Source organism: Defluviitalea phaphyphila, assembly GCF_001466305.1.
Classification (GTDB): Bacteria; Bacillota; Clostridia; order Lachnospirales; family Defluviitaleaceae; genus Defluviitalea_A; species Defluviitalea_A phaphyphila.
On sequence record NZ_JWID01000002.1, the window covers coordinates 180,860 to 205,871 of the forward strand.

Annotated in this window: 23 protein-coding genes; 21 read left to right on the forward strand and 2 right to left on the reverse strand. The window is 27.8% G+C overall.

Features of this window, described 5'->3' with window-relative positions:
- The 10 genes from OM90_RS01995 (at nt 1) to OM90_RS02040 (ending at nt 11,563) form a co-directional block, all read left to right on the forward strand.
- Nucleotides 1-651, forward strand: coding sequence for an MtnX-like HAD-IB family phosphatase (locus OM90_RS01995; protein WP_058485206.1), 651 nt, complete (start codon nt 1-3; stop codon nt 649-651).
- 39 nt (nt 652-690) lie between these two features.
- On the forward strand, nt 691-1,902 hold the full coding sequence (dapG, locus tag OM90_RS02000) for an aspartate kinase (protein ID WP_058485207.1): 1,212 nt from the start codon (nt 691-693) through the stop codon (nt 1,900-1,902).
- A 76-nt stretch (nt 1,903-1,978) separates the two neighbouring features.
- Nucleotides 1,979-2,698, forward strand: a complete 720-nt coding sequence (locus OM90_RS02005) for a ClpP family protease (protein WP_058485208.1) — start codon at nt 1,979-1,981, stop codon at nt 2,696-2,698.
- Nucleotides 2,695-2,919, forward strand: a complete 225-nt coding sequence (locus OM90_RS02010; protein ID WP_058485209.1) for a YlzJ-like family protein — start codon at nt 2,695-2,697, stop codon at nt 2,917-2,919. The genes OM90_RS02005 and OM90_RS02010 overlap by 4 nt, the downstream gene beginning before the upstream one ends.
- 105 nt (nt 2,920-3,024) lie before the next feature.
- Nucleotides 3,025-5,397: a DNA translocase FtsK gene (locus tag OM90_RS02015; RefSeq protein WP_058485210.1), complete on the forward strand. Its 2,373-nt coding sequence runs from the start codon at nt 3,025-3,027 to the stop codon at nt 5,395-5,397.
- A gap of 40 nt (nt 5,398-5,437) precedes the next feature.
- On the forward strand, nt 5,438-7,108 hold the full coding sequence (locus OM90_RS02020; RefSeq protein ID WP_058485211.1) for a formate--tetrahydrofolate ligase: 1,671 nt from the start codon (nt 5,438-5,440) through the stop codon (nt 7,106-7,108).
- Nucleotides 7,109-7,117: 9 nt separating this feature from the next.
- Nucleotides 7,118-7,969: a bifunctional methylenetetrahydrofolate dehydrogenase/methenyltetrahydrofolate cyclohydrolase FolD gene (folD, locus tag OM90_RS02025; protein ID WP_058485212.1), complete on the forward strand. Its 852-nt coding sequence runs from the start codon at nt 7,118-7,120 to the stop codon at nt 7,967-7,969.
- Between the two features lie 15 nt (nt 7,970-7,984).
- Entirely contained in the window at nt 7,985-9,322 is a 1,338-nt protein-coding gene (rimO, locus tag OM90_RS02030; protein ID WP_058485213.1) for a 30S ribosomal protein S12 methylthiotransferase RimO, read from the forward strand.
- Nucleotides 9,306-9,842, forward strand: a complete 537-nt coding sequence (pgsA, locus tag OM90_RS02035; RefSeq protein ID WP_058485214.1) for a CDP-diacylglycerol--glycerol-3-phosphate 3-phosphatidyltransferase — start codon at nt 9,306-9,308, stop codon at nt 9,840-9,842. The genes rimO and pgsA overlap by 17 nt, the downstream gene beginning before the upstream one ends.
- 77 nt (nt 9,843-9,919) lie before the next feature.
- Nucleotides 9,920-11,563: an MBL fold metallo-hydrolase RNA specificity domain-containing protein gene (locus tag OM90_RS02040; protein WP_058485215.1), complete on the forward strand. Its 1,644-nt coding sequence runs from the start codon at nt 9,920-9,922 to the stop codon at nt 11,561-11,563.
- On the opposite strand, the gene OM90_RS02045 is transcribed toward OM90_RS02040, so the two are convergent.
- A complete protein-coding gene (locus OM90_RS02045) occupies nt 11,547-12,641 on the reverse strand; it encodes a ribonuclease H-like domain-containing protein (RefSeq protein WP_058485216.1) in 1,095 nt (364 codons plus the stop codon). The genes OM90_RS02040 and OM90_RS02045 overlap by 17 nt on opposite strands.
- Before the next feature lie 199 nt (nt 12,642-12,840).
- Here OM90_RS02045 and OM90_RS02050 point away from each other — a divergent pair, with 199 nt between their 5' ends.
- The 5 genes from OM90_RS02050 to OM90_RS02070 are packed head-to-tail and all read left to right on the forward strand — an operon-like array spanning nt 12,841 to nt 17,469.
- Entirely contained in the window at nt 12,841-14,091 is a 1,251-nt protein-coding gene (locus OM90_RS02050; protein WP_058485217.1) for an ABC transporter substrate-binding protein, read from the forward strand.
- 54 nt (nt 14,092-14,145) lie between these two features.
- The gene (locus OM90_RS02055) at nt 14,146-15,021 is read left to right on the forward strand and encodes a branched-chain amino acid ABC transporter permease (RefSeq protein WP_058485342.1); all 876 of its coding nucleotides are present in this window, start codon (nt 14,146-14,148) and stop codon (nt 15,019-15,021) included.
- A 9-nt stretch (nt 15,022-15,030) separates the two neighbouring features.
- Nucleotides 15,031-15,996 (forward strand): branched-chain amino acid ABC transporter permease, encoded by a 966-nt coding sequence (locus OM90_RS02060; protein ID WP_058485218.1) that lies wholly within the window; start codon nt 15,031-15,033, stop codon nt 15,994-15,996.
- Nucleotide 15,997: 1 nt separating this feature from the next.
- Nucleotides 15,998-16,756: an ABC transporter ATP-binding protein gene (locus tag OM90_RS02065; protein ID WP_058485219.1), complete on the forward strand. Its 759-nt coding sequence runs from the start codon at nt 15,998-16,000 to the stop codon at nt 16,754-16,756.
- An 11-nt stretch (nt 16,757-16,767) separates the two neighbouring features.
- Nucleotides 16,768-17,469 (forward strand): ABC transporter ATP-binding protein, encoded by a 702-nt coding sequence (locus OM90_RS02070; protein ID WP_058485220.1) that lies wholly within the window; start codon nt 16,768-16,770, stop codon nt 17,467-17,469.
- 20 nt (nt 17,470-17,489) lie between these two features.
- Here OM90_RS02070 and OM90_RS02075 read toward each other — a convergent pair whose 3' ends face one another.
- The gene (locus OM90_RS02075; protein ID WP_058485221.1) at nt 17,490-18,134 is read right to left on the reverse strand and encodes a CBS domain-containing protein; all 645 of its coding nucleotides are present in this window, start codon (nt 18,132-18,134) and stop codon (nt 17,490-17,492) included.
- A 144-nt stretch (nt 18,135-18,278) separates the two neighbouring features.
- On the opposite strand from OM90_RS02075, the gene OM90_RS02080 reads away from it, so the two are divergent.
- The 6 genes from OM90_RS02080 (at nt 18,279) to OM90_RS02105 (ending at nt 24,853) form a co-directional block, all read left to right on the forward strand.
- Nucleotides 18,279-18,479: a hypothetical protein gene (locus OM90_RS02080; protein WP_058485222.1), complete on the forward strand. Its 201-nt coding sequence runs from the start codon at nt 18,279-18,281 to the stop codon at nt 18,477-18,479.
- A gap of 121 nt (nt 18,480-18,600) precedes the next feature.
- Entirely contained in the window at nt 18,601-20,448 is a 1,848-nt protein-coding gene (locus OM90_RS02085; RefSeq protein ID WP_058485223.1) for a TIGR03960 family B12-binding radical SAM protein, read from the forward strand.
- Nucleotides 20,438-21,139, forward strand: a complete 702-nt coding sequence (locus OM90_RS02090; protein ID WP_058485224.1) for a TIGR03936 family radical SAM-associated protein — start codon at nt 20,438-20,440, stop codon at nt 21,137-21,139. The genes OM90_RS02085 and OM90_RS02090 overlap by 11 nt, the downstream gene beginning before the upstream one ends.
- 5 nt (nt 21,140-21,144) lie before the next feature.
- Nucleotides 21,145-22,554 carry an Rne/Rng family ribonuclease gene (locus tag OM90_RS02095; RefSeq protein ID WP_058485225.1) on the forward strand — a complete coding sequence of 470 codons (1,410 nt, stop codon included), beginning with the start codon at nt 21,145-21,147 and terminating at the stop codon, nt 22,552-22,554.
- Between the two features lie 124 nt (nt 22,555-22,678).
- Nucleotides 22,679-23,119, forward strand: a complete 441-nt coding sequence (locus OM90_RS02100) for a Fur family transcriptional regulator (RefSeq protein WP_058485226.1) — start codon at nt 22,679-22,681, stop codon at nt 23,117-23,119.
- A 72-nt stretch (nt 23,120-23,191) separates the two neighbouring features.
- The gene (locus OM90_RS02105; protein ID WP_330381809.1) at nt 23,192-24,853 is read left to right on the forward strand and encodes a ribonuclease J; all 1,662 of its coding nucleotides are present in this window, start codon (nt 23,192-23,194) and stop codon (nt 24,851-24,853) included.
- The last annotated feature ends 159 nt before the right edge of the window (nt 24,854-25,012 follow it).

Below are 25,012 nucleotides of genomic sequence, written 5' to 3' on the forward strand. Positions count from 1 at the left end.
ATGACTAGAAAATTCGCATTTATTTCAGATTTCGACGGGACGATTACTAAAAAAGATTTTTACTGGCATATTATTGATAAATATATGGTAGAAGAGGGACATGCTTTATACAAGAAGTGGAAAAGAGGAGAATTAAAAGATATTGAGTTTTTAAACTTAATTTTTAGTAATATTAATAAAGATAAAGAACAAATTTATAAAGATATTATAGAAATTCCAATGGATTCTAATGTTAAATCTTTTATTGAATTTATAAAAAAATCTCAAGGAGATTTTATTATAGTTAGTGCTGGAAACTTATATTATATTGATATACTTCTTAAATATCATGGAATAGAAAACATTAAAGTTTACTCTAATAAAGGAGTTTACAAAAATAGAGGAATTCATTTTGAACTAGACCCTAATTATGAATTTTATTCTGAAAGATATGGGATAAATAAAGGTAAAATAGTTAAATTTTTAAAAAAGAAATATCAAAAACTTTATTATGCAGGAGATAGTGAGCCGGATTATGAACCAAGTTTATTATGCAATATGAGATTTGCAACAGGTTCTTTAGTGACTCTATACGAAAAAAATAATATTAGTTATATACCGTTTAAAAATTTTAATGATATTTATCAAGTCTTAAAAGATAAAATAGAGTAATATAAAATTTATTACAAATTTTAAGAAAAGGGGAATAGTATGGATATAGTAATCCAAAAATTTGGGGGCACTTCTGTGGCAACTGAACAATCAAGAAATGAAGTGGCAAAGAAAATTATTAAAGCAAAGGAAGAAGGTAAAAAACCAGTAGTTGTAGTTTCTGCCATGGGAAGAAAAGGAGATCCTTATGCTACAGATACTTTAATTGAATTTGTATCTAGTATTAATTCTTCTATTCCTCAACGAGAATTAGATTTATTAATGTCTTGTGGAGAAATTATATCTGCTGTTGTTCTAACTAATATACTTATTTCTAAAGGATATAAGGCATCAGCAATGACAGGAGCTCAAGCTGGGATTATTACAGATGATAGTTTTGGAAATGCAGATGTTTTGATGGTTAACCCTAAAAATATATTTGAATTAATTTCTAAAGATATAATCCCTGTTATAGCAGGATTTCAGGGCATTAGTCAAACAGGTAACATAACTACTTTAGGAAGAGGAGGCAGTGATACTAGTGCTTCTCTTATTGGAGAAGCTGTAAAAGCTAATACTATTGAAATTTATACAGATGTAGATGGAATTATGACAGCAGACCCAAGAATATGTCCAGATGCTAAAGTTATAGAGAAAATTAGTTATAATGAAGTATTTCAATTAGCTGATAGTGGAGCTAAAGTAATTCATCCTAGAGCAGTAGAAATTGCTATGAGAGCTAATATACCTCTTTTTATTAAAAATACTTTTAATGAAAGACCAGGAACTTGTATCATTCATTATGGAGGAGAAGAAAATAATTTATTAAAGAAGTCAAATAATAGACTAATTACAGGTATAGCACATAGAAATAATAGGCTTCAAATATGTATAGAAGGGGAAAATATTGATGATGAAGATTTATTTAGTACATTAGCAGAGAATAATATAAGCATAGATATTATTAATATTTTTCCTGAGAGAAAACTTTTTACTGTTGATGATAAATATAAAGAAATAATTATAAAAATATTAAATCAAAAAAATGTAAAGTTTAAACTTACTGATAATTGTTGTAAAATAACTTTAATAGGAGAAAGAATGACAGGAGTCCCGGGAGTAATGGCAAAGATTATTAAATGTTTAAATAAAAATAATATTACCATATTACAAACAGTAGATTCTTTAACTACGATTGCTTGTTTAATTCATAATAGTAATACTACTAAAGCAGTTATGGCATTGCATAAAGAATTTGAATTAGGAATTTAAAATATATTTTTTTGAATGAATCCTCTTCAATATATGCATAATAGAAATAAACATTAATATTGAAGAGGAGAATAATATGATTAATCAAAATCAATCAGATAATAAACAAGATAATATCAATGAATCTATTAAAGAATTTGGGCAAATACCTTTACCACAGGAAGAAAACAAAAATGATAAACCTAAAATTCATTGTCTTACTATTATAGGACAAATAGAGGGACATATTACTTTGCCCCCTCAAAATAAAACTACAAAATATGAGCATGTGATTCCACAATTAGTAGCTATTAGAGATAATGATGAAGTAGATGGAGTTTTAATTATATTAAATACAGTAGGAGGAGATGTGGAAGCTGGACTTGCTATTGCTGAAATGATTGCTTCTTTGGGAAAACCGACAGTTTCGTTAGTATTAGGAGGAGGACATTCTATAGGAGTTCCTCTAGCAGTGGCAGCTAATTATTCTTTTATTGCTTCTAGCGCTACTATGACTATTCATCCTGTTCGAATGAGTGGTACTGTAATAGGAGTTCCACAGACTTTTGAATACTTTGATAAAATGCAGGACAGAATAATAGAGTTTATTTCAAAAAACTCAAAAATATCTCAAAAAAGACTAAAAGAATTAATGTTAGATACAGGGAAATTAGCAAAAGATGTGGGGACTATTGTAATAGGAGAAGAAGCTGTAAAAGAAAAAATAATTGACGAAGTTGGAGGATTAGACGATGCCTTAAAAAAACTTTATGAATTAATAGATGAGAACAAAAAACTTAAGGAGGATATAAATTGATTTATTCCATAATACCTAATGACGTAATTTTTAGAGACTTAAAATATGAAAAAAATTATGAACGAGAAGAAATAGAATATAAAGGGTGTATATTACAAGTAAGTTCATATGATAATGGTTATAAGATACAAAGAATTATTTCTACAAATCCTATTGATTATTTAAATAAAGAAATACAACCTGGAAATGTAATTTATTTAAATAATAGAAATAAATTTTAAAATAAGAATTAAACAAACTTAAAAAAATAATAAAATAATGTTATAATAATTTATAGTGTTAGCAAAAAGCTAGCACTTTTTACTTAAAAGAGGAGATTGACAGATATGGGAAGAAAAAGAACGGTAAGTAAAAAACAAAGACAAAAATTAAAAGTAGAAAAAACTTATAAAGGGGTATTATCCCAAGAAATTAAGGGTGTACTTATTTTTGCATTAGCTTTAATTTATGCAGTATCAATTTATACTAATAAAGCTGGGATTTTTGGAAATTTTATTTGCAAAATATCTGTTGGGATAATAGGTATTGGGGCATATATATTGCCTATATTAATGGGAATAATAGGAATACTTATTCTAAGTAAAAAAACGACTACATCTAATAAAATAAAAATAGTAATTTTTATAGGAATGATAATTTTAATATCTACTTTTATTCATATTATAAATTTTAAGAAAATTACTTTAGAAGAGATTAATTTTTGGGCATTAATTAAACATTATTATGATATTGGAAGTTGGAGAAATGGAGGAGTAATAGGAGGAATAGTAGGAAGTTTGTTATTTAAAATTTTAGGAGTATATGGAAGTTATATTGTTATTATTACTCTTTTTATTATACTTTTCATTTTATTAACTGGAAGATCTTTTATAGATATAATTATGGCTATTTTTAATATAATAAAAAAATATATTTTAAGATTAAAAGAAGCAATAGAAAATTATCATTTAGAACAGCAATTTAAAAATAAACAAAGAAAAGAAAATTCTATAAATAAAAAAGCTAAGCACAAAAAGAATGCAGAAAAAATTAGTAATCAAATAATAGATAACAAAGAGAAAAACGAGCTGCCTATTAATTTATCGGAAAAAGATGAAGAGATACAGGTGCTAGATTTTGCAGAAAAGAAAGAAAAGGATAAGGGAAACAAGAAAGATGATTATTCTAAAAAAGAAATTAATAAAACAGATGATGAAAATACTACACAAATCATGTCTAATATTAATAATCATATAGAATATAAATTCCCTTCTATTGAATTTTTGCAAAATAATACATATTCAATTACTGCTAGTTCTAAAAAACTTATGATTAACAATGCAAAAAAATTAGAAGAAACTTTATTAAGTTTTGGAGTTGAAGCAAAAGTTTTACAAATTAGTAGAGGACCAACTGTAACAAGATATGAATTACAGCCCAGTCAAGGAGTTAAAGTAAGTAAAATAGTAAATTTAGCAGATGATATAGCATTAAATTTGGCTGCTTCTGGAATAAGAATTGAAGCTCCTATACCAGGGAAAGCAGCTATAGGGATAGAAATACCTAATAAAGAAGTTCAACCTGTATTTTTAAGAGAAGTTATTGAAGATGAAGAATTTATTAAATTTCCTTCTAAACTTGCCTTTGCTCTTGGAAAAGATATTTCTGGGAAAACTGTTGTAGCAGATATAGCTCGTATGCCCCATTTATTAATTGCAGGGGCAACAGGTTCAGGAAAAAGTGTATGTATTAACACACTTATTACTAGTATTCTTTATAAAGCAAATCCTAACGAAGTAAAGTTATTAATGATAGACCCTAAAGTAGTAGAATTAAGTGTTTATAATGGAATTCCTCATCTTATGATACCTGTAGTAACAGATCCTAAAAAAGCTGCAGGAGCTCTTAATTGGGCAGTACAAGAAATGACTAATAGATATAAATTGTTTGCAGAAAATAATGTAAGAGATATAAAAGGTTATAATAATATGAAAAGAGAACAAAATACAGAAGAAGCTAATAAAGAAATAATGCCTCAAATAGTTATTATTATAGATGAATTAGCGGATCTTATGATGACAGCTCCAGGAGAGGTAGAAGATGCTATTTGTCGATTAGCTCAAATGGCAAGAGCTGCAGGGATTCATTTAGTTATTGCTACTCAAAGACCTTCAGTAGATGTTATAACAGGTGTTATTAAAGCCAATATTCCTTCTAGATTAGCTTTTGCAGTTTCTTCTGGAACAGATTCTAGAACAATTTTAGATATGACAGGAGCAGAAAAACTTTTAGGTAAGGGTGATATGTTATTTTATCCTGTGGGTGCTTCAAAACCTATAAGAATTCAAGGAGCCTTTATTTCAGATAAAGAAGTAGAAAAAATAGTAGAGAGTATAAAAGTTGAAAGTAAGGTAGAATATAATCAAGATATAATAGAAGAAATTACAACGTCCAATAATTTATCTACTAAAGGAGAAGAAGTGGATGAATATTTAGAAAAAGCTATAGAGATGGTAATCGAAAAAGAAAAAGCATCTATCTCCATGCTTCAAAGATATTTAAGAGTTGGATTTAACAGGGCTGCAAGAATTATGGAGGAAATGGAAAAACGAGGGATAGTTGGCCCGGATGAGGGAAGTAAACCTAGAAAAGTGCTTATTACTAAAGAAGAATTTGAAAAAATGAAATCAGATACTGGACAAAAAGCAAGTAATTTGTAATACTCTAATAATATAAACAAAATTAAGGAGGACTAATGAAATGAAAACTGACATAGAAATTGCTCAAGAAGCAAATATGAAACCTATTACAGAAATTGCTTCTAAGCTAGATATTAATTTAGATGATTTAGAATTATATGGTAAATACAAAGCGAAGTTATCTGATAATTTATGGAATAAATTAAAAGATAAAGAAGATGGGAAATTAGTTTTAGTAACTGCTATTAATCCTACACCAGCTGGTGAAGGTAAAACAACGACTTCTGTTGGCTTAGGACAAGCTTTATGCAAATTGGGGAAAAAAGCTATCATTGCATTAAGAGAGCCTTCTCTTGGACCTTGTATGGGAATAAAGGGAGGAGCTGCAGGTGGAGGATATTCTCAAGTAGTTCCTATGGAGGATATTAATCTTCATTTTACAGGAGATATTCATGCAATTTCAGCTGCCCATAATTTACTTTCAGCTATGTTAGATAATCATATACATCAAGGGAATGAACTTCAAATAGACCCAAGGCAAATCCTTTGGAAAAGAGCTGTAGATATGAATGATAGAGCTTTAAGGAATATCGTTGTGGGATTAGGGGGGAAATTAAATGGGATTCCAAGAGAAGATGGGTATATGATTACAGTAGCTTCAGAAGTCATGGCAATTCTCTGTTTATCAGAAGATTTAATGGATTTAAAAAGAAGGCTTGGAGAAATAATAGTTGCTTACAACTTTAATGGAGAACCTGTAAGAGCTAAAGATCTTAAAGCTAATGGAGCTATGGCAGCATTATTAAAAGATGCTATAAAGCCTAATTTAGTTCAAACTTTAGAAAACACTCCAGTTATTATGCATGGTGGCCCTTTTGCTAATATTGCCCATGGCTGTAATAGTATTAGAGCAACTAAGATGGCTTTAAAATTAGGAGATATCGTGGTTACAGAAGCAGGATTTGGAGCAGATTTAGGAGCAGAAAAGTTTTTTGATATCAAATGTAGATTTGCAAAATTAAAACCAGATGCAGTAGTGTTAGTTGCTACAATTAGAGCTTTAAAATATAATGGAGGGGTGGCAAAAGATAAATTAAATATTGAAAATTTAGAAGCTCTTAAAAAAGGTATAGCTAATCTTAAAAAACATATTGAAAATATACAACAATATAAAGTTCCTTTAGTTGTTACTTTAAATGCTTTTGTTTCTGATACAGATGCTGAAATAAATTATGTAAAAGAAGAATGTGAAGCTATGGGGTGTTCTTTTGCAATTTCTGAAGTATGGGAAAAAGGAGGCGAAGGAGGATTAGAATTAGCAAGAAAAACAATAGAAATTTTAGAAACAAAGACTTCTAATTTTGAACCCTTATATGATGTTAATTCTTCAATAGAAGAGAAAATAGAAACTATTGCAAAAAAAATATATGGAGCAAAGGGAGTAGTATTTACTCCAAAAGCAAAAAAAGATATGGAGAAAATTATATCAATGAAACTAGATAAAATACCAATATGTATAGCTAAAAATCAATACTCATTGTCAGATGACCCTAATTTACTTGGAAGACCTGAAAATTTTGATATTACAGTTCGAGAATTAAAAATATCTGCTGGAGCAGGATTTATAGTAGCTTTGACAGGAGACATTATGACTATGCCAGGATTGCCTAAAAAACCAGCAGCCATGAATATAGATATTAATGAACAAGGAAAAATAACAGGATTATTTTAGGAGGTTAAAATGAGTACAATTATAATAGATGGGAAAAAAATATCTCAGGATATAAAAGATGAATTAAAAAAAGAAGTAGAAGAATTAAATAAAAAAGAAATATATCCAGGATTAGCCGTAGTATTAGTTGGGAATAATCCAGCATCTAAAGTATATGTATCAAATAAGAAAAAAGCTTGTGAATACATAGGAATTCGTTCATTTTCTTACGAGTTGCCAGAAGAAACTTCAGAAGAAGAACTTTTAAATCTTATTGATGTATTAAATAAGGATGAAAAAGTAAATGGAATATTAGTACAGCTTCCTTTGCCAAAGCATATTAATGAAAAGAAAATACTTTTAGCAATTAATCCAAAAAAAGATGTAGATTGTTTTCATCCTTATAATGTAGGATTAATTACTATTGGAGATTTAGATGGATTTTTACCTTGTACTCCAGCAGGAATAATTGAATTAATAAAGAGAACCAATATTGATATAGAAGGAAAAAAATGTGTAGTGGTAGGAAGAAGTAATATTGTAGGTAAGCCTGTATCTTTACTTTTATTAAGTAATAATGGAACTGTAGAAATTTGTCATTCTCGTACTAAAAATTTATCGGGAATTTGTAAAGAAGCAGATATATTAGTAGCAGCCATAGGAAAGCCTAAATTTATAACTGCAGATATGATTAAAGAAGGGGCAGTTCTTATAGATGTGGGAATTAATCGTTTAGAAAATGGCAAATTATGTGGAGATATTGATTTTGAAAATTGTAAAGAAAAAGCAAAGGCAATTACTCCAGTTCCCGGAGGAGTAGGGCCTATGACTATTGCTATGTTAATGAAAAATTGTGTAAAGGCAGCATTAATGCAAAATTAGGAAGGAGCTTAAATTTTGAAAATATCGTTTGTATCCCTAGGATGTGACAAAAATTTAGTAGACAGCGAGGTAATGTTAAATTTACTTCAAAAAGCAGGATTTAAATTAATACCAAATGAAGAAGAAGCAGATATTTTAGTTGTTAATACTTGTTGTTTTATACAAGATGCCAAGGAAGAAAGTATTGAAAACATATTAGAACTAGCTCAATATAAGAAAATAGGTAATTGTAAAGTTCTTATTGTAACAGGATGTATGGCAGAAAGATATAAAGATGAAATTTTATCAGAAATTCCTGAAGTTGATGCAATAGTGGGAACTGCTAGTTATGGGAATATAGTTGAAGTAGTAAATGAAGCCATAAAAGGGAAAAAGGTTAAAAATTTTTCTGATATTAATTCAAAATTAGAAGAAAATTATGAAAGAATACTAAGTACTGCTGGGTATTTTGCTTATTTAAAGATTGCTGAAGGCTGTGATAATAGATGCACATATTGTATTATTCCTAAATTAAGAGGAAATTACAGAAGTCGTTCTATTGAAAGTATAGTAAAAGAAGCAGAATCTTTAGTAAATCAAGGGGTTAAAGAAATAATTTTAGTTGCTCAAGACACTACAAGATATGGAATTGATTTATATGGAGAAAAAAAATTACCACAACTTTTAGAGGAATTATGTAAAATAGAGGACTTGCATTGGATTAGACTTTTATATTGTTATCCAGAAGAAATAACAGACGAGCTTATAGAAGTTATTGCTAAAGAAGAAAAAATTTGCAATTATTTAGATATGCCTATACAGCATGCAAATACAAATGTATTAAAAAGAATGGGAAGAAGAAGTACTAAAGAAGAATTAGAAGCTCTTATTAAGAGGTTAAGAGATAAAATACCTGATATTTGTCTTAGGACGACTCTTATTGTAGGTTTTCCTGGAGAAACAGAAGAAGAATATAAAGATTTAGTTGAATTTGTTAAAGAGATGCAATTTAATAGGTTAGGAGTATTTACCTATTCTAAAGAAGAAGGAACTGTTGCAGCTGAAATGAAAGGTCAATTGCCAAAAAAAATAAAAGAGGATAGAAGAAACAAAATTATGGAAATACAACAGTCTATTTGTGAGAATAAATCTAAAGAATTTATAGGTAAGACTTTAGAAGTAATTGTAGATGGGAAATTGCCAGAGGAAAACGTTTATTGCGGGAGAACTTATTTGGATGCTCCTGATGTAGATGGAATGGTATTTATTAAAACTGAGAGAGAAATTCTTTCAGGAGAATTAGTTAAGGTTTTAATAAATGGTGCAAAGGAATATGATTTAATAGGGGAGATTGTAGATGAATTTGGCCAATAAGCTAACTTTTTTAAGAATTTTTATGATACCAATATTTTTGATTATACTTTTAACGAACTGGATACCAGACCCTAATAAAAGAATTTTTGCCTTAGTGATTTTTGCTTTAGCTTCTCTTACAGATATGTTAGATGGATATATTGCAAGAAGTAGAAATATGATTACAACTTTAGGAAAATTTTTAGACCCTTTAGCAGACAAATTACTAGTAACAGCAGCTTTAATTAGTTTAGTAGAATTAAGAGATTTATCAGCATGGGTAGTAATTGTAATTTTAAGTAGAGAATTTATAATTACTGGATTTAGATTAGTAGCAGCTTCTGAAGGTATTGTAATTTCTGCTAGTTGGTGGGGTAAAATAAAAACCATTACTCAAATGTTTATGATTATGCTTATACTATTAAATATTTCTGGCATTGAGATTTTAGAAAATATTTTAATATGGCTTGCAGTTATTTTTACAGTTATATCTGGAGTAGATTATATTGTAAAAAACAAATCAGTTTTAAAAGAAAATTAGATACTTAAAGTTATATAGAATAAATAAAAGAGTGTATCTATATTTAATAAGGGTCGTCTTAATTAGGAGGGGATAGTATGAAATTAACTTTTTTAGGTGCAGCACAAACAGTAACAGGGTCATGTTATTTAATGGAAGCCAATAATAAGAAAGTTCTGATTGATTGTGGGATGTTTCAAGGGCATGACAAAGAAGAAGATTTAAATTTTGAACCATTTCCATTTGATGTAGGTAGTATTGATTACTTATTTCTGACCCATGCACATATAGACCACAGTGGTAAAATTCCTAAACTTTGTAAAGAAGGATTTAAAGGAGAAATTATATGTACTAAAGCTACAGCAGATTTATGTTCTATTATGCTTCCAGATAGTGGATATATCCAAGAATCAGAAATAGAATGGAAAAATAGAAAAAGAAAAAGAGCAGGACGACCTTTATTAGAACCCTTATATACTTATCAGGATGCTTTAAATTCTCTTAAATATTTTAAGCCAGTATCATATCATGAGGTAATAAATTTAGATGGTAATATAACGATTAAATTTTCTGATGCAGGACATATTTTAGGTTCCTCTATTCTAGAAATATGGGTACGAGAAGAAAATAGTGAAATAAAAGTAGTTTTTACAGGAGATTTAGGTAATTATGATATTCCTTTGTTAAGAGATCCAGAATTTATTGAAAGTGCAGATTATTTAATTATTGAATCCACTTATGGAAATAGAATGCATAAAGAAAATGAAAATAAATTAAGAAAACTTATGAATATTATAGAAGAAACTATTCAAAATGGAGGTAATGTAGTTATTCCTTCTTTTGCAGTAGGACGTACTCAAGAAATTATATACGAAATTCATAAGTATAGGCAATTATATCAAAAAGATATGGAATTTTTAAAAACAGTTCCTGTATATGTGGATAGTCCTTTAGCTATATCAGCTACAGAAATTTTCAGAAAAAATTTAGATTGTTATGATGAAGAAGCAAGAACTTATATTGAGAATGGAGATAATCCACTAGATTTTCCTAATTTAATTTTTACAAGAACACCCGATGAATCTAAAATGCTTAATGAAAAGAAAGAGCCTTGTATTATTATTTCTGCTAGTGGAATGTGTGAAGCAGGAAGAATTAGACACCATTTAAAACATAATTTATGGAGAGAAGATAGTACAGTGTTATTTGTAGGATATCAAGCTCCAGGAACTTTAGGAAGAAGAATATTAGATGGGATTAAAAAGGTAAAAATATTAGGAGAAGAAATTTCTATTAAAGCTAGAATAGAAAGTATAGAAGGATATTCAGGACATGCTGATCAAAAAGGACTTGTAAATTGGGTAAGTCATTTAAAAAAAATGCCTAAAAAAACTTTCATTGTTCATGGTGAAATAGAAGCACAAAAAGTTTTTGCTAAGCTTTTAAAAGATAAGTTTGGTATCAAAACGGTAATTCCTCAAAGAGGAGATAGTTATGAACTTACTCCATTCGAAGCTAAATCTAAAGAGTCTATTAAACATCTTAGAGATAATTTCATTCGTTTACAGTTATTAGCTCAATTAGATATGTTAGCAGAAGAAGTTTATTTCTTAACTAATAATGTAGACCAAGAAGCTCTTAATATAAAAGAAGATGAAGAAATAAAAATACTTCAAACAAAAATAGAAGAAATAGGAGCTTCTATTAAAAGGATTAACTCCATAATTAAAGGTTCATTTTAATGAAATTGGTAGAAAACTTTATTAAATTTTCTTTATTTATTGTAGCATCTTCAATATAAATAAATTTGTCTTTTGAATTAAAAGATTTATAAAATATAGGTAAATCAATAGAAGTATCCGAAAAAATTTGCAAAAATAATCCACTTTTTTTAATATAACAATTGGAAGCTTTAGCAGGCTTCCTTTTTTCTTTTGGAAGGAATTTACCTATAGATTTATGTATGGCTTCATCTTTTTCAGGTAAATAATAGTATTCATTATAATTAGAGAAAAAATGAAAGAGTGTATCATTTATCAAAGAAATTTCAAAGTTAATTAAGTTTTCCCCTTTATATATATAACAACTCCATTTTTCTTTTTTTATTACAGAAGAAAAAGGAGATGAATTTAAAGTTTTTAGAGAAAATAAAAGAGTATTATTGCATAATTTGATATTAAATATATCAATAATATAATTAGGTTTTGTAATATTTTTAATGAAAGTAATAATATCATATATGCGTAGTATTTCCATTAATCCATATAAATCTTCTTCATTATGAAGAAGTAAGTTATCTTTAAGATTTTTATTAAAAGTTTTGCAATAATTATAATATTGTTCTATTAATTCGCCACCATTATAAATATCTTTTCTATTTATATTCAAATATTTTTCAACTGTTTTTAACTTACAATTTTCTAAACCTAAGATTTTTTTAAAAGGGCGAATATCCTTTAATATATCTATACTTTTAAGTTTATTAAGAGTATTTTCAATACTTAATAAATTAGATTTTTTTTCTAAATAAGGGATATCAAAGGTATCTCCATTAAAATGAACTATATATTTAAAAGATTTAGTAAGTTTAAAAAATTCACGCAAGACATCCTCTTCTTCTGATGGATTTTCAGCAAAAAATTGATTAAATATCCAATTATCATTTTTAAAATATATACATCCTATAAGATAAAGATGAGAATTTATAGGAGAAAACCCTGTAGTTTCAATATCAAAAAATAAAAAGTCATATATATTTTTGTTTAGAAAAAAAGAAAAGCTATCATATTTGTTTTGAATTTTTTTTAATATTTTATTCATAACATAACTCCTTTTAGTATTTATTTATCTATAATACAAAGATAAAAGATAATATGCAATAGCTTTATAAATTTAAAAAGATAAAGGATATTAAAAATTATTCTTGAAATTGAATAAGTTTAGTTATATAATTTCAATTATGATAATTCACATTAAAAATTTAAACTTTTATAATGTGAAAAAATTAAGGAGGATTATTATGAAAAAAACAAAAAAGATAATATCATTATTATTAATTGTAGGACTTATGATTTCTACATTAGTAGCATGTGGAAATAATGAAGAAAATTCTTCACAAAATTCAGGAGAAACTTCTTCAGAAAGCAGTTCAGGAGAAACTTCTTCAGAAAGTAATTCAGAAGATTCCGATGTAATAAAAATAGGAGGTATTGCACCTTTAACTGGAGGAGTAGCTGTATATGGAGTGGCAGCAGATAATGGTGTTAAATTAGCAGTAAAAGAAATTAATGCCAATGGTGGTATTTTAGGCAAACAAATAGAGTATATTAGTTATGATGATAAAGGAGATACTACAGAAGCAGTTAATGCTTATAAAAAATTAACAAGTAATGATGAAGTAGATGCAATTATAGGAGCTGTAACAAGTAAACCAACTTTAGCTGTTACTCCTTTAGCAGCAAAGGATAAAATTCCTATGATATCCCCTACTGCTACAGCTTTAGATGTTACACAAGCAGGAGATAATATTTTTAGAGCTTGTTTTATTGATCCTTATCAAGGAGAAGTTATGGCAAAGTTTGCTGTAGAAGAATTGAATGTTTCAAAGGTAGCTATTCTTTATAATACAGCTGATGATTATTCAACAGGAGTTGCAGAAGCTTTTAAAGAAGCAGTTGAAAGAAGTGGAGTAGAAGTTGTAAATTTTGAGGGGTATAATGGAGATGATAAAGATTTTAAAGCAATTCTTACAAATGTAAAAAGCCAAAATCCAGAGGCTGTATTTATACCCGATTATTACAAAAATTTAGGAACTATTCTTCCACAGGCAAAAGAATTAGGAATTACAGCAACATTCCTTGGAGCAGATGGTTGGGATGGAGTATTAACTGTTGCTCCTGAAGCTGCAGAAGGCGCATATTTCTGTAGTCATTATTCTCCAGAAGATGAGTCTGAAGAAGTACAAAATTTCTTAAAAATGTATAAAGAAGAATATGGAGAAGATCCTGTAAGTTTTGCAGCTCTTGGATATGATGCAATGAAAATTTTAGCTGCAGCTATAGAAAAGGCAGGGTCAACTGATAAAGAAGCAGTTATAGAGGCTTTAGCTGAAACTAATATTACATCTGTTACAGGTAATATAACTTTTGATGAAAATAGAAATCCAATTAAAGACGCTGCGATTATTAAAATCGAAGGTGGAAAAAATACTTTATTTACAAAAGTAAGCCTTAAAGAAGACCTTGTTCAAGAAGAGGAAGGGGAGAAGTAATTCTCCCTTTTTCTCTATTTTATATAAAGAGGAGGGAAGAAAATGGAAGGTATAATTAAATTTTTACAACAATTAATTAATGGAATTCATGTAGGAAGTATATATGCCTTAATTGCTTTAGGATATACCATGGTATATGGAATAGTACAATTAATAAATTTTGCCCATGGAGATATTATTATGATGGGAGCATTTATTGCATTTATATCTATTACCGTATTAAAATTACCTATAATTTTAGTAATTTTAATTTCAGTCATTTTTTGTATGATTTCTGGAATTTTAATTGAAAAAATAGCTTACAAACCTTTAAGAAATTCTCCTAGAATATCTGCTCTTATAACAGCCATAGGAGTGAGTTTATTTTTAGAAAATCTTTTTATGCTTATTTTTACACCAAATCCTAAACCTTTTCCAAATGTATTAAAAGTTTATCAAATAAATATTGGAAATTTACAAATTAGTAACCTTACTATTATTACAATTGTAGTATCTGTGATTTTAATGATAGGACTAGATTTTTTTGTAAAACACACAAAAACTGGGAAAGCCATGAGGGCAGTATCAGAGGATCAAGGAGCAGCTCAATTAATGGGTATTAATGTAAATACTACTATATCTGTTACTTTTGCTATTGGATCAGCTTTAGGAGCTATTGGAGGAATATTATATAGTATAGCATATCCTGTTATTGACCCTTTTATGGGAATTATGCCAGGATTAAAAGCTTTTATAGCAGCAGTTTTAGGAGGAATAGGAATAATTCCTGGAGCAATGCTTGGAGGATTTATTATGGGAATTGCAGAAAGTTTTACAAAAGGGTATATATCCAGTCAGTTAGCAGATGCAGTTGTTTTTGGTATATTAATACTCGTATTAAGTATAAAACCATCAGGAATATTTGGTAAAAATATTAAAGAGAAAGTGTAGGTGAGCAGGATGAAAAGTAAATTAAAGCCATATATAATAAACACAGTAGCAATAATTTTTACTTATGTTATTTTAATTCTGCTCATGCAGACAGGAATTATTAATAGTTATTACGAAGGAATTGTGATAAGTATTGGTATTAATATTATTTTAGCAACTAGTTTAAATTTGGCTACAGGATATTTAGGACAATTAGCTTTAGGACATGCTGGATTTATGGCTATAGGAGCTTATGCTTCGGCTATTTGTACTTCTATGATGAATTTACCAGATTTACTTCAATTAATAGTTTCAATTTTAATTGGTGGTATTTTCGCTGGAATTTTTGGTATTTTAATTGGAATACCAGCCCTTAGATTAAAAGGAGATTATCTTGCCATTATAACTTTAGGATTTGGAGAAATTATTAGGGTTGTTATATTAAATATGAAAATTACTGGCGGAGCTAGAGGATTTAGAGGAATATTGCCTCTTACTTCTTTTAACTCTGTATTTTGGATTACAGTTATAATAGTTCTTATAATTTATACTTTAATTAATTCAAGGCATGGCAGAGCCATTATTTCTATTAGAGAAGATGAAATTGCATCAGAAGCAGTAGGTATTAATACTACTTATTATAAAATTTTTGCTTTTTCCTTGGCAGCATTTTTTGCAGGAATTGGTGGAGGATTATATGCTCATTATTATACTGTATTAGACCCAGCAAGTTTTGGTTTTATGCGTTCTATAGAAATTCTCATAATTGTTGTATTAGGAGGTATGGGTAGTCTCACAGGATCAATTGTTGCTGCTATTATTCTTACTATATTACCTCAATTATTACTGGATTTTTCAGATTACCGTATGTTAATTTATTCCATTTTGCTTATTATTATGATGATATTTAGGCCACAAGGACTGTTAGGTAAAACAGAATTTTCTTTAACTAAATTGTTTAAGATTACTCCTAATAATAAGGAAAGGAGTGAATAAAATGGCATTATTAGAAACTAAAGATTTAGGAATTAATTTTGGAGGGCTAAGGGCTGTTGGAGATTTTAATATTAAAATAGAAGATAATCAATTAATAGGGCTTATTGGTCCTAATGGAGCAGGAAAAACTACAGTCTTTAATTTGCTTACAGGAGTTTATCTTCCTACAGAAGGGTCGATTTATTTAAATGGAGAAAATATTGTAGGTAAAAAACCTTATGAAATTGTGCAAAAAGGAATTTCTAGGACATTTCAAAATATAAGATTATTTAAAGATTTATCAGTTATTGATAATGTAAAAATGGCTTTTCATCATAAAATGAATTATTCTATTGGAGCAGGAATATTAAGATTACCTTATTATTGGAAAGAAGAAAAAGAAATTCATGAAAAAGCCTTAGATTTATTAAAACTTTTTAATATGGAAAAATTAGCTTATGCTACAGCTAAAAATCTTCCCTATGGAGAACAGAGAAAATTAGAAATAGCAAGAGCTTTAGCTACTAATCCTAAGTTATTATTATTAGATGAACCAGCGGCAGGGATGAATCCACAGGAAACTAATGAGTTAATGAAAACTATTCATTTTATAAGGGATAAATTTCAAATAGCTATTCTTCTTATTGAACATGATATGGGATTAGTAATGGGAATATGTGAAAAAATAGTTGTTATTGATTATGGTATAATTATTGCAACCGGGACTCCTGAAGAAATTAAAAATAATAAAAAAGTTATTGGTGCTTATTTAGGAGAATAGGAGGACTAAAAATGCTTAAAGTAAATGATATAAATGTGTATTATGGAGCTATTCACGCTATTAAAGGAATTAGCTTTGAAGTTAATGAAGGAGAAATTGTGACTTTAATAGGTGCTAATGGGGCAGGGAAAACTACTATTTTGCATACAATTTCAGGACTTATGAAAGCAAAAACTGGAGAAATTTCATTTTTAAATCAAAAAATTGATTCTATAGAAGCTCATAAACTTTTAGAAATGGGAATAGCTCACGTTCCAGAAGGAAGAAGAGTATTTGCTCAAATGACAGTTCAAGAAAATTTAGAAATGGGAGCCTTTACTAGAAAAGATAAAAAAGAAATAGAAGAAAGTTTTGAAAGTATTTTTGCAAAATTTCCAAGATTAAAGGAAAGAAGAAAGCAGTTAGCGGGCACCTTAAGTGGTGGAGAACAACAGATGCTTGCTATTGGAAGAGCATTAATGTCTAAACCTAAACTTTTATTAATGGATGAACCCTCTATGGGATTAGCACCCATTCTTGTACAAGAAATATTTAATATTATAAAAGAGATAAATGCTTCGGGAACGACTGTTTTATTAGTTGAACAAAATGCTAACATGGCATTATCCATTGCCCATAGAGCATATGTATTAGAAACAGGAAAAATTGTTTTATCAGGAAATGCAAAGGATTTGCTTGGAAATGAAAATGTAAAAAAAGCTTATTTAGGATAAAAGGAAGGTTAAACCTTCCTTTAATTTTTCTTAATTACAGATAATATATTATATCCTTTTTCCTTTAAAGAATTTAGCAAATCATCAACGTCAGTTGTATTTAGTCTGATAATAATTTCACTTTGTCCATTTTCAACATGATAATTACTTACATGTTGAATATTTATTCCATATTCTTTAATTATGTTGGATATATCTGCTAAAGTTCCCAGTTCATCTTTTACTTCTAAAGAAATTCTTGTTCCTTTATCATTAGCTCCAAGAAATTCTAAGAACGCATCAAATATATCTGTACGGGTAAGAATTCCAAGCAATGTATTATCTTCTGCAACAACAGGAAGGGAACCTATATCATTACTTCTTAATAATACAGCAGCTTCTTCAATTAACATATCAGGACTTACAGTGTATAAATTTGTAAGCATTATATCCTTTACCTTTGTTTTAGACAAAAGATAATTTATTTCATAAACACTTAAAGAAGTTGCTTTAGAAGGACTTACTTCTGTAAGTAATTTTTCAGTAACAAGACCGATTAATTTTCCATCTTTCACTACAGGAAGTTGTGAATAACCAGATTCCATCATTAAGCGAAAAGCTTTAGAAATAGAATCATCTTCTTTAATAGTAATAACATTAGTATTCATGCGATTTTTTACATACATAGTAATACCCCCAATCGTAGGATTGTAAACCTTTATTTATTAATATTATAACATAAAATAAGTAAATCTAATATAAAACTTATTAAACAAGGAATATATTTTTAAAATTTAGTTATGATAATTATTAAAAAAGGAGATGATTTTTTGCATAATAATTTTGAACAATTAAAGGAAAAATATAAAGAAGGATACCGCTGTATAAAAACAGAAAATGATGAGGATGTTATGAAGATTTATCTTAAAAATTTTTATACAGAAAAAATAGATACTTTAATTTGCAATAACAAAGAAGAAATAAATCTTATTAATAATTATATTAATTCTATTAAAGAAAATAAATATTAAAAAATATAAAAAGTTGCTTTTCCAAAATAATTTTTGGAGCAACTCTTTTTTATATTTAATTGATTATTTTTAGTTATTAATGTATTATAGATTAGAAAACTCAGTTAATGGAGGAAATATGATGGGGAATTTAAAAGTAAAAGATGAAATTTTATTACAAGTAGAAAAACCAGCAAGATATATTGGGAATGAGATTAATTCTATAAAAAAAGATATAAATAATATAGATATAAGATTTGCATTTTGTTTTCCGGATGTATATGAAGTTGGAATGTCTTATCTTGGAATGCAAATACTTTATTATTTTTTAAATAATAGAAAAGATACTTATTGTGAAAGAGTATTTGCTCCATGGATTGATATGGAGAAAAAAATGAGAGAAGAAAAAATTCCACTATTTGCTTTAGAATCTCAAGATGATGTAAAAAAATTTGATTTTTTAGGATTTACATTGCAATATGAAATGTGTTATACAAATATAATTAATATTATAGATTTAGCCGGAATACCTATTAGAAATGAAGATAGGGGAGAAAACGACCCTATTATATGTGCAGGAGGGCCTTGTTCTTATAATCCAGAACCTTTAGCTCCATTTGTAGATTTTTTCTATATTGGAGAAGGAGAAGCATCTTTAGGAAAAGTATTAGACATTTATAAAGAACATAAAAAACAGGGAGGAACAAGGAGAGAATTTTTAGAAAAGCTTTTAGATGTAGAAGGAATATATGTGCCTTGTTTTTATGATGTTAATTATAAAGAAGACGGGACTATAGAAAGCTTTGTTCCTAATCATAAAAAAGCAAAGCCGGTAATAAGAAAACAAATAGTAAAGGATTTAGAAAACACATTTTATCCATCTAAAGTAATAATCCCTTGGATTCAAACAGTTCATGATCGTGCATCTTTAGAAGTTTTTAGAGGATGTATTAGAGGATGTAGATTTTGTAGTGCAGGAATGATATATCGTCCTGTAAGGGAAAAATCAAAAGAAACTCTTTTAAAACAGGCAAAAATGATTTTAGAAAATACAGGTTATGAAGAAATATCTTTATCATCTTTAAGTACCAGTGACTATAGTCAATTAGAAGATTTTTCAAATCAATTATTAGATGTTTGTAGAGAAGGAAAAGTAAATATTTCACTTCCATCTTTAAGAATAGATAAGTTTTCCCTAGATTTAATGAGTAAAGTACAAGAAATAAGAAAAAGTAGTTTAACTTTTGCTCCAGAAGCAGGAACTCAAAGGCTTAGAGATGTAATTAATAAAGGGATTACAGAAGAAAATATTTTAAAAGGATGTAAAATGGCTTTTGAAGGAGGTTGGGATAGGGTTAAACTATATTTTATGATAGGATTACCCACAGAAACTACTAAAGATTTAGATGGCATTGTAGATTTAGCTAATGATATAGTAAATATATTTTATAATGTTAAAAAAAATAAAAAGAATAGAGGAGTTAAAGTGGTCATAGGTTCTTCTTGTTTTGTGCCAAAGCCATTTACTCCGTTTCAATGGGAGCCACAAGATACTTATAAAGATTTTATGGACAAGCAGTACTATATAAAAAAGAAAATAAAAAGAAAACAAATTCAATATAATTATCATGATGCAATGGTAAGCTCCTTAGAAGGAATGATTTCAAGAGGCGATAGAAGAGTGGGAGAAGTTATATATTGTGCATGGAAAAATGGAGCTAGGTTTGATGGCTGGAGTGAACATTTTAATATGGAATATTGGGAAAAAGCATTTAAAGAAACGGGAATAGACCCATGGTTTTATGCTAATAGAAGAAGAAATTATGATGAAATTTTGCCTTGGGACCACATAGATATAGGGGTAAAAAAATCATTTCTAAAACAAGAACACCAAAAAGCCTTAAAAGCAGAAATAACTTTTAATTGCAGACAAAAGTGCAATAATTGTGGTGCAAAAAGCTTTAACGGAGGAATTTGTTATGAGGGCTAGAATTAAATTCACAAAATTAGGAAACTTAAAATTTATAGGGCATTTAGATTTATTAAGATTATTTCAAAGATGTATTAGAAGAGCAAATATACCAATAGAGTATTCGAAAGGTTTTAATCCTCATCAAAATATATCTTTTGCCCTCCCCCTTCCTTTAGGAGCTACTAGTGAAGGGGAATATTTAGATATAAAATTAAATAAGGACAGCGATATTAATGCTTCTCAAATTAAAAACAATTTAAATAAATTTTTACCAGAAGGAATTGAAGTTAAAGAAGTTTGGTTACTTGACAATAGTATACCGGTAGGCGGTTCTATTGTTGATGCTTGTAAATATCAAATTTTTATTAATAAAAAAGATATTTTGGATGATTTTAAAACAATAGTAAATAATTTTTTTAATCAAGAAGAAATTATAGTTGAAAAGAAAAGTAAAAAAGGGATAAAGGAAGTAAACATAAAAAATATGATTTATGATTATTCTATTGATGAAGAAAAAGAAAAATGGGTTTTAAATTTATTTTTAGCTGCTGGAAGTAAAATTAATTTAAAACCTGAATTAGTTATAAAAGGTCTTTATGAAAATAACAATTTGGATTTTAAAAATTATAAAATACAAATTCATAGATTAGATATATTTTATAAAAAAGATGATAAATTTTTTCCTTTATCTTATTTTATCATGGAGTGAAAAAAATGAATACAGATATTATAGTAGAAGTTGATGTTAATAGAACTCGAATAGGAGTTGTAGAAGACCAAAAATTAGTTGAAATTTATATTGATGAAAATAATATTCAAAAAACTGTAGGGAATATATATAGGGGAGTTGTTAAAAAGATTTTACCAGGAATAGAAGCAGCTTTTATTGATATAGGACAAAAAAAGAATGGATATTTATCTTTAAAAGAACTAGGAGATACTAAATTAAAACAAGGAGATAATATTACTGTTCAAGTTGAAAAAGAAGCTATGGGAACTAAAGGCCCTAAGTTAACTTTAGATATTGGTATTCCAGGTAAATATATGGTTCTTACTCCTAAAAACAATACTATTGGTATTTCTAAAAAAATAGAAGATGAAAAAGAAAGATATAGATTAAAACAAATTTTTGAAAAATATAAGCCAGAAGATTGTGGTGTTATAATTCGTACAGATAGTATTAATAAAACAGAAGAAGAATTAATAAAAGAAATAAATTATTTAAAACAAATATGGATTAATATACACAAAAAAGAACCATATGTTATAGCTCCCACCTTATTATATAAAGAAGCTTCTTTGGCTATAAAAATTGCTAGAGATTTATTATCCTTTAAAATAAGAAATTATATAGTAAATAATAAAAAAACATATAAAGAAGTATATGATTTTGTTAATATATTTGCTCCAAATTTGAAAGATAAAATTATATATAAAGAAGAAGAACATTTATTTCAACATTTTTTTTTAGAAAGTCAAATAGAAAAAGCTTTATCTAAACATGTATGGTTAAAAAGTGGAGGAATGATTATAATAGAGCATACAGAAGCTCTAACAGTTATCGATGTAAATACTGCAAAGTATGTAGGGAAAAAAGATATAGAAAAAACAATTTTAAATACTAATATAGAAGCAGCTAAAGAAATTGCAAAACAACTTCGTCTTCGAAATATTGGTGGAATAATTATTATTGATTTCATTGATATGAAAAGCAAAGAAAATAAAAAGAAAGTTATAGAAATTTTAAAGCAAGAATTAAAAAAAGATAGAGTTAAATCTTCAGTATTGGGCATTACAAGATTAGGATTAGTAGAACTTACTCGTAAAAAAACGGGCCCTTCTCTTACTTCTCTTTTATTTAGTAAATGTAATATTTGTAATGGAAGAGGAATGATACCTTCTGTTAAATATATAGGAAGTAAAATAGAAAAAGAAATAGATTTTATATTTACACATACCATTTATAATAATATAATAATTGAGGCTAATAAAGAGATAATTAATTGGTTTAATTCAAAAGAATATTCTTATAAAAAAGCTATAGAAAAAAAATATAAAAAAAATCTAGTTTTTGTAGAAAACAATTCACTTTTAAATGAAGAATATAAAATAATAAAAAAATAAAATAGTTTTTATTAAAAATATGTAGATTTATAAGGAAACTTTGATGATATTGGATATCAATTGACAAAAGTAATGTTTAATTGTATACTATTGGTAAAACAATCCTTTTCATTGGAGGGAGATTATGAACGTGAATGGCATGGATTTTAAAGAACTTTTGAAAGAAAAGGGATGTAAACTAACAACTCAAAGAAGAGCTGTTTTAGATGTTTTAAATGAACATAGTGGAGAACACTTGAGTACAGAGGAAATTTATGGGTATGTAAAAGAGAAATGTCCAGAAATAGGGTTAGCTACTGTATATAGAACAGTTCAATTATTTGAAGAAATAAAAATAATAGATAAGTTAAATTTTGATGATGGATGCAGCAGATATGAATTGAGTTCCAATGAAGAGGATCATCATCATCATCATTTAATTTGTGAAGTTTGTAACAAAGTAATGGAAGTGGAAGAGGATCTTTTAGAAGGATTAGAAGAACAAATAGAAAATAAATATAATTTTAAAATTACTAATCATAAAGTTAAGTTTTATGGAATTTGTTCAAAATGTATGGAATCTTAATATTGGTAAAGAATATATATATATTTTAATGAAGATAAAGGTATTTTACATAAATTAATTGGAGGTGTAGCTTTGGCAATTAGAAAATCAAAACTAAAGATTATCCCTTTAGGAGGCTTGGGAGAGATAGGGAAGAATATTACTGTTTTAGAATATAACAATAGTATTATAATTATAGACTGTGGATTAGCATTTCCTGCTGATGAAATGTTAGGAATAGATTTAGTAATACCGGATATAACTTATTTAAAAAAGAATATTCAAAAGGTAAAAGCAATTATTTTAACTCATGGTCATGAAGATCATATAGGTGCATTACCATACTTTTTAAAAGAAATAAATGTTCCTTTATATGGGACTAAACTTACTATAGGTTTAGTTGAAAATAAATTAAAAGAACATAATTTGCTTAGGGAAGTAAAAAGAAATTGCGTAGAAGCTGGAGATACTATTAATATAGAACCTTTTAAAATAGAATTCATTAGAACTAATCATAGTATATCTGATGCGGTAGCTTTAGCTATATATACTCCTGTAGGGATAGTAATTCATTCTGGGGATTTTAAAGTGGATTATACTCCTATAAAAGGAGACCCTATAGATTTGCAACGTTTTGCATATTTGGGAAGCAAAGGAGTATTAGCTTTATTAGCTGATAGTACTAATGCTGAAAGAAAAGGTTATACTATGTCTGAAAAAACGGTTGGGAATGCCTTTGAAGAAATTTTTGCTGAATCTACTACTCAGAGAATTATGGTAGCTACTTTTGCTTCGAATATAGATAAAGTTCAGCAAATTATAGATGCAGCTTATAAATATAAGAGAAAAGTTACAGTTGTAGGAAGAAGTATGGTTAATGTAGTTAAAACAGCTAGTGAATTAGGATACTTAGATATCCCTAAAAATACTCTTATAGAATTATCTGAAATAAAAAAATATAATGATGATCAATTAGTTATTATAATGACAGGAAGCCAAGGAGAACCTATGGCAGCATTATCTAGAGTAGCTTCTTCTGACCATAAGCATCTTGAAGTAAAGCCAGGAGACAAGATTATTTTCAGTTCTTCTCCTATTCCAGGAAATGAAAAAACTATTTCAAAAGTAATAAATGAATTATTCCGGAAAGGAGCAGATGTAATATATGAAGATGCTCATGTTTCAGGACATGCATGTCAGGAAGAACTGAAATTACTTCATAGTCTAGTAAAACCTAAATATTTTATTCCAGTACATGGAGAATATAGACATCTAAAGCATCATGCAGAATTAGCTATGAGTTTAGGAATGCCCAAGCAAAATATTTTTATTTTATCTAATGGAGAAACCTTAGAACTTACTAGAAATTCTTGTAGAGTGGCAGGAAGTGTTCCATCTGGTCAAATATTAGTAGATGGTTTAGGGGTAGGAGATGTAGGAAATATTGTACTTAGGGATAGAAGACATTTATCGCAAGATGGTCTTTTAGTTGTAGTAGTAACTATAGAAAAGGCATCTAATATGGTTATTGCGGGACCAGACATTATTTCAAGAGGATTTGTATATGTAAGAGAATCCGAAAATCTAATAGATGAAGCGAAAAAAGTAGTTAGAAAAGCCTTAGATCAATGTGAACAAAAACAAATCACAGAATGGTCTCAAATAAAGGGATTAATAAGAGATACTTTAAAAGATTTTTTATGGCAACAAACAAAAAGAAGTCCTATGATATTACCTATAATTATGGAAGTTTAAATTTTTAGAAATATGGAAATAATAAATATAGGTAAATTATTTAATACAAAATACTAAATAATTTAGAGTGTAAAATAATTAATTAAGATTTCATACAAAATATAAAGGATACATGAAACCATGTATCCTTTTTAAAATTATTTAAGTTGAATAATGTTA

Excerpts from the sequence above, each read along its gene's own strand:
- OM90_RS01995 (WP_058485206.1), top strand. The coding sequence starts at position 1 with ATGACTAGAAAATTCGCATTTATTTCAGATTTCGACGGGACGATTACT.
- dapG (WP_058485207.1), top strand. The coding sequence starts at position 691 with ATGGATATAGTAATCCAAAAATTTGGGGGCACTTCTGTGGCAACTGAA.
- OM90_RS02005 (WP_058485208.1), top strand. The coding sequence starts at position 1,979 with ATGATTAATCAAAATCAATCAGATAATAAACAAGATAATATCAATGAA.
- OM90_RS02015 (WP_058485210.1), top strand. The coding sequence starts at position 3,025 with ATGGGAAGAAAAAGAACGGTAAGTAAAAAACAAAGACAAAAATTAAAA.
- OM90_RS02020 (WP_058485211.1), top strand. The coding sequence starts at position 5,438 with ATGAAAACTGACATAGAAATTGCTCAAGAAGCAAATATGAAACCTATT.
- folD (WP_058485212.1), top strand. The coding sequence starts at position 7,118 with ATGAGTACAATTATAATAGATGGGAAAAAAATATCTCAGGATATAAAA.
- pgsA (WP_058485214.1), top strand. The coding sequence starts at position 9,306 with ATGAATTTGGCCAATAAGCTAACTTTTTTAAGAATTTTTATGATACCA.
- OM90_RS02040 (WP_058485215.1), top strand. The coding sequence starts at position 9,920 with ATGAAATTAACTTTTTTAGGTGCAGCACAAACAGTAACAGGGTCATGT.
- OM90_RS02045 (WP_058485216.1), bottom strand. The coding sequence starts at position 12,641 with ATGAATAAAATATTAAAAAAAATTCAAAACAAATATGATAGCTTTTCT.
- OM90_RS02050 (WP_058485217.1), top strand. The coding sequence starts at position 12,841 with ATGAAAAAAACAAAAAAGATAATATCATTATTATTAATTGTAGGACTT.
- OM90_RS02060 (WP_058485218.1), top strand. The coding sequence starts at position 15,031 with ATGAAAAGTAAATTAAAGCCATATATAATAAACACAGTAGCAATAATT.
- OM90_RS02065 (WP_058485219.1), top strand. The coding sequence starts at position 15,998 with ATGGCATTATTAGAAACTAAAGATTTAGGAATTAATTTTGGAGGGCTA.
- OM90_RS02070 (WP_058485220.1), top strand. The coding sequence starts at position 16,768 with ATGCTTAAAGTAAATGATATAAATGTGTATTATGGAGCTATTCACGCT.
- OM90_RS02075 (WP_058485221.1), bottom strand. The coding sequence starts at position 18,134 with ATGTATGTAAAAAATCGCATGAATACTAATGTTATTACTATTAAAGAA.
- OM90_RS02085 (WP_058485223.1), top strand. The coding sequence starts at position 18,601 with ATGGGGAATTTAAAAGTAAAAGATGAAATTTTATTACAAGTAGAAAAA.
- OM90_RS02090 (WP_058485224.1), top strand. The coding sequence starts at position 20,438 with ATGAGGGCTAGAATTAAATTCACAAAATTAGGAAACTTAAAATTTATA.
- OM90_RS02095 (WP_058485225.1), top strand. The coding sequence starts at position 21,145 with ATGAATACAGATATTATAGTAGAAGTTGATGTTAATAGAACTCGAATA.
- OM90_RS02100 (WP_058485226.1), top strand. The coding sequence starts at position 22,679 with ATGAACGTGAATGGCATGGATTTTAAAGAACTTTTGAAAGAAAAGGGA.